The organism is Paraburkholderia unamae, assembly GCF_003096875.1.
Lineage (GTDB): Bacteria > Pseudomonadota > Gammaproteobacteria > Burkholderiales > Burkholderiaceae > Paraburkholderia > Paraburkholderia unamae.
Genome location: NZ_QEOB01000058.1, coordinates 1 through 4,573 on the forward strand (window position 1 = coordinate 1; position 4,573 = coordinate 4,573).

General features: G+C 67.4%; 6 protein-coding genes. 3 read left to right on the forward strand and 3 right to left on the reverse strand.

What is annotated here, in order from left to right; genetic code table 11:
• The coding region (locus tag C7402_RS45950) for a response regulator (RefSeq protein ID WP_116615291.1) at window positions 1-182 on the reverse strand (182 nt) is incomplete at its 3' end.
• 307 nt (window positions 183-489) lie between these two features.
• On the reverse strand, window positions 490-828 hold the full coding sequence (locus tag C7402_RS47550; RefSeq protein ID WP_116615292.1) for a hypothetical protein: 339 nt from the start codon (window positions 826-828) through the stop codon (window positions 490-492).
• A gap of 473 nt (window positions 829-1,301) precedes the next feature.
• Between C7402_RS47550 and C7402_RS45960 the strand changes: the two genes are divergently transcribed.
• The 3 genes from C7402_RS45960 (at window position 1,302) to C7402_RS45970 (ending at window position 3,852) form a co-directional block, all read left to right on the forward strand.
• A complete protein-coding gene (locus C7402_RS45960) occupies window positions 1,302-2,408 on the forward strand; it encodes a sigma-54 interaction domain-containing protein (protein WP_112172658.1) in 1,107 nt (368 codons plus the stop codon).
• A 260-nt stretch (window positions 2,409-2,668) separates the two neighbouring features.
• On the forward strand, window positions 2,669-3,301 hold the full coding sequence (locus C7402_RS45965; protein ID WP_224042587.1) for a hypothetical protein: 633 nt from the start codon (window positions 2,669-2,671) through the stop codon (window positions 3,299-3,301).
• Window positions 3,298-3,852 (forward strand): hypothetical protein, encoded by a 555-nt coding sequence (locus C7402_RS45970; RefSeq protein ID WP_116615293.1) that lies wholly within the window; start codon window positions 3,298-3,300, stop codon window positions 3,850-3,852. The genes C7402_RS45965 and C7402_RS45970 overlap by 4 nt, the downstream gene beginning before the upstream one ends.
• Before the next feature lie 101 nt (window positions 3,853-3,953).
• On the opposite strand, the gene C7402_RS45975 is transcribed toward C7402_RS45970, so the two are convergent.
• Window positions 3,954-4,573: AAA-associated domain-containing protein (locus C7402_RS45975; protein WP_208949111.1), on the reverse strand; the 620-nt coding region annotated here is incomplete at its 5' end.

Here is a 4,573-nt window from a genome sequence, read left to right on the forward strand (position 1 = left end):
GTGCCGCTGCCGTCGGGCAGCTTCAGGTCGGTGAAGACCACGTCCGGCATTTGCCGCACGAGCTGGATGCGCGCCTCGCGCAGGTCACCCGCCTGCGCGGTGGTCAGCCCGTCTTCGCTCACCACGGCCGCTAGCGCCTCGCGGGTCTGCGCGTCGTCATCGACAATCAAAACATGTGGCATCGCGTCTCGTCAGCCCTGATAGGTGAATGGCTCCAAAGCGATCGCGCCGCGCCCGCCGCTTCGTCGCCGGACACGATTGCCCGGCGTCGCGGAGGTCGCGGCGCAGGATGTTGCGCTGCCATGGAGTACGAAACGGTCGGACGCACGCCGAAGACGGCGATTCCTTCGATACGTGCGGTTCTGCTACGTGCGCGCAACAATCACGCGCGCCGCGTGCTGCCCGAACCTCGATTGTTGTTGATATGACTATTATAGACTTATTCGAGATGAGCGGGCACGGCTCTCGCCGGGGCGCGCCCGCCCTCGCCTAGCCATGCGGAAACGGCCACGGCGCGCCGTTGGCATCGCTTGCACCGTTCGTACCGTTCACGCCGTTCATCGCGGCGCGCTTGATGCCGCGCCCGGCCGTATCCTCGTGCTCGCGCACCGCCGCGCCGCCGGCCATGGCCATTTCGGCGCCCACGCCGTTGCCGTTGGTCTCGGCGAGCGAGCCGCCCTCGCCCTCCCAGCGGCTCAGGTCGCGATAGAAGGATTGCCGCTGCATGCGGTGACGCTGCGAAAAACGCCAGGCCAGCATGCCCGCCATCGCGCCCAGCGCGCCGACGGTCACCAGGGTTCCTACCCAACCGTTGCTGTTCTTCGACATCTCGCTCTCTCCCAGACAGGCCTCGTGATGGACGGAAGTCGCGAATGGCATCGCCCGAGGGCGTGGCCGATGCGCCGCCTCTGATGGTGATGACGGTGCGCGCGGCTGCAAGTTCCGCAGCAGGATGCGTGCCACCGGCTGGCGCGCATGCGGCCCCGTGAGCAGCAAAGCAGCCGGAATCAAGGCAGAATCGTGGCGTCGAAACCGGCGCAGCAGCGCCCCGTCGGCTACCGCCAGCGGCATTTACGGCCTGCGGGCCCTGGGCAGGTCCATTGCCCACTGATGCGCGGCAGTGGTTAAATGTTTACGAGATGGAAACCTCGCGGCCGTCGGAGCGGCAAGTTCCGCACCTGTCCTGGACGGCCAGCCCCGGATCGCAGGGCCGGTTCGCAGCCACGCGCAGATGCGCACAGCAACACGCAGATGCGCGCTGAAAGCGAACGCCCGCACTACCTTGCAGGACGAACATCCCTATGGCGTCAATCGAGCCGGGCTCGCCCGCCGCCAAACGAAGTACCGGAAGTACCGCCCAGGACGCCGATGCGCGCGTCGCGGGATTGCAGTCGTACGGCCTGCTGTACGGCTCGTCGGCGGTCATGCTGGACCTTTATGCGCAGATCGGCCGCGTGGCCGTGACCGACGCCACCGCGCTAATCGTCGGCGAATCGGGCACGGGCAAGGAGCTGATCGCCCGTACGATCCACGCGCAAAGCGAGCGCAGCGGGGGTCCGTTCATCGCGGTGAACTGCGGCGCGATTCCCGACGAGCTGATCGAGGCCGAACTCTTCGGTCACGAAAAAGGCAGCTTCACGGGCGCCGTGCAGGCGCGCGACGGTCACTTCGAGCACGCGCGCGGCGGCACGCTGTTTCTCGACGAAATCACCGAGATGTCGCTGCTGCATCAGGTGAAACTGCTGCGCGCGCTCGAAACCGGCGAGTATTTTCCCGTGGGCGGCAACGAGGCGATTCAAGGCGACGTGCGCATCATCGCCGCGACCAACCGCGACCCCCTCGCCGCCGTGAAGGACAACTGCCTGCGCGAGGACCTGATGTACCGGCTCGCCGTGTTTCCGCTACGCGCGCCGCCGCTGCGCGAGCGCGAGCGCGACCGCGAGTTGCTTGCCCAGCACTTTCTCACCGAGCTCAACGAGCAGGAAGGCGCGCAAAAGACCTTCAGCAAGCGCGCGCTCGAAACGGTGCGCAACTGGTCGTGGCCCGGCAATGTGCGCGAGCTGAAAAACGCGGTCTATCGCGCGTTCATCCTCGCGGAAAAGATCGTGGAGATCGCGCATCCTCAACTCGTGCCGCGCGTGAAGAAGCCCGTCACCCAGGGCGATGCGATGAGCGTGTGGATCGGCACGCCGCTCGCCGACGCGCAAAAGCAGATCATTCTCGGCACGCTCAAATATTGCGGCGGCGACAAGCGGCTCGCGGCGCGCACGCTCGGCGTGAGCCTCAAGACGCTCTACAACCGTCTCGGCAGCTACGGCGCCGACGAAGGCGACGGCGAGACTGCCGCCGACCCGCAGACCTCCGAGACGTCGGACGCCCCGGATACGCCCAACACGCGCGAAGCCTGATCGCGCACGCACCGCACGCAGCGGCGCATTGTCGTTGCGCGCGCAAGCAATCCGGGGCGCGGCGCAGATCGTCACAAGAAGCACAAACGACCCATCGTCGATCAGAGATCGGCACGCCGCGCACGGGCTTTTGCAATTTCTTGCACTTTCCCTATGCCCGCTAACAATGTCATGCTGCACAATCCGCAGCACGTAAAGTACGCAAACCTGCCGGATGGGCGCGCAACGCAACACCATCCGGCACGCGGCAGGGAAAGAACATGCAAGAAAGAAGTGCTCGGGCGCGCGTTGCGCCGTCGCCGGCTCTGGCGGTCGTAGAAACGATCGCCGTCGCGCCGCCTCTCGAACGCGAGCGCACCGGCGCACGCTGGAAACGCGCCGCGTCGCTCACGCTGCTCGCCGCCGCGGCGAGTCTCGCGTGCTCGGCGTGCAGCTCGCTCTACTCCGAAGGCGCACAAACGGGCGCGGGCATTGCCGGCGCGGCCATCGCCTCGAAGGTCACGAGCAACGCCGCCGTGGCGACCGGCATCGGCCTTGGCGCCGTGGCCGCCGCGAAAGCCGGCGTGCAGTACTCGGAGCGCGTCGTCCACACCAACACCCAGAACAGCATCGCGCAGGCGGCCGGCCCGCTCGACGTCGGCGCGGTCGCACCCTGGTCGATCACGCACTCGTTCCCGATCGAGGACGACGAGCACGGCCGCGTCACGGTCAGCCGCACGATCAGCAGCGGCGCGCTCGACTGCAAGGAGATCGTGTTCTCCGTCGATCAGGACGCCACCAAGGACAAGGCCGCGTCGAGCGCGTTCTACGTCGCCTCCGTGTGCCGCGACGGCGACGCGTGGAAGTGGGCCTCGGCCGAACCCGCCACCGCGCGCTGGGGCGCGCTGCAATGAGCGGCGCGCTTTCCACTCGCTTGCCGCAGTCGCCTCGGTCCACGCCTCGCGCAGCCAGGCTGATCGCGCTAGCCGCGCTCTGCCTGGGCGCGACGCTCACGACGAGCGGCTGCATGTCGATCGGCGCGGCCAGCGGCGCCGCCGCCGCGGCGGCCACCGGCATTGTCACGGCCAATCCGGCGGTGGGCGTGGGCGTGGGTATCGCCGTGCAGGCCGCCACCGACGCAGCCGTCGGCCGCTTCATGAAGAGCATGCACGCGGACCAGCAGGAGTTGATCGCCGAGACCGCCGGCCGCCTGCCGGTGGGCGGCTTCGACCTCTGGCGCATCAAGCACCAGTTGCCCGTGGAAAACGGCCATGGCCAGGTGCGCGTGACGCGCGCGTTCGCCACCCCGCTCGCGCTGTGCAAGGAGTTCGTGTTCTCGGTGCAGGACGGCGACAAGGCCGACTCGCCCGAGCAGTGGTTCACGGCGAGCGCGTGCCAGGACTCGTCGGGCTGGAAGTGGGCGACGGCCGAGCCGGCCGTGGCGCGCTGGGGCACGCTGCAATAGCGTGGCTTTAGCGTGACTTGTCCGCAAACGAAAAGCGGTCGCCGGGGCAACCCGCCCGGCGACCGCTTTTTCATGAGCGCACGGGGCGAACCCCGTCTTGCTCAGGACTCCACGTCTTCGAGACTGAAGATTTCCGACTGGTCGTTGTACGAGAAAATCTCGCCGTAACGGCCCCAGTCGATCACGGTATCGAGTGTTTCTTCAGCCGCGCCGTCGGACAGGAAGTCCTCCAGCTCCTGCTCGAAACGCACACGCGGCGCACGATGGCCGGGCCGCTCGTTGAGCACCTTCTTGATCCGCGCCGCGAGCGGCACGTGGCGCAGCAGATGCTCGGCGAACATCATCTTGCGCTCCTGCGTGCCGAATTCCGCGAACACGCGCGCGGGCGGCGTGAGCAGCACGTCGCCTTCGCGCACGTCGGCGAAACCGAGGTTTTGCAACACTTCCGCGATCGGGAACAGATCGTCGACCTCCAGGTGCAGCGAGCGCGCGATTTCCGGCATGTCGGCGCGGCCGTGATACGGTGCGGCAGCGAGCGTTTCGATCAGACCGGCCATCAGGTTGGTGGACACGCGCGGCAGCCAGCTGCCGAGCTCCAGCCCCTTCTTGGTGGTTTCGTCGGTCTGGCGCGCGGTCATCTTCGCGTAGATGTCGTCCACGAGCTTGCGGAAGACCGGGTCGAGACGGTTGCGCGGATGCTTGAACGGCACCTTGATCTCGG

Bases quoted from the DNA above. Each gene is read 5' to 3' on its own strand.
- C7402_RS47550 (WP_116615292.1), bottom strand. From the start codon at position 828: ATGTCGAAGAACAGCAACGGTTGGGTAGGAACCCTGGTGACCGTCGGC.
- C7402_RS45960 (WP_112172658.1), top strand. From the start codon at position 1,302: ATGGCGTCAATCGAGCCGGGCTCGCCCGCCGCCAAACGAAGTACCGGA.
- C7402_RS45965 (WP_224042587.1), top strand. From the start codon at position 2,669: ATGCAAGAAAGAAGTGCTCGGGCGCGCGTTGCGCCGTCGCCGGCTCTG.
- C7402_RS45970 (WP_116615293.1), top strand. From the start codon at position 3,298: ATGAGCGGCGCGCTTTCCACTCGCTTGCCGCAGTCGCCTCGGTCCACG.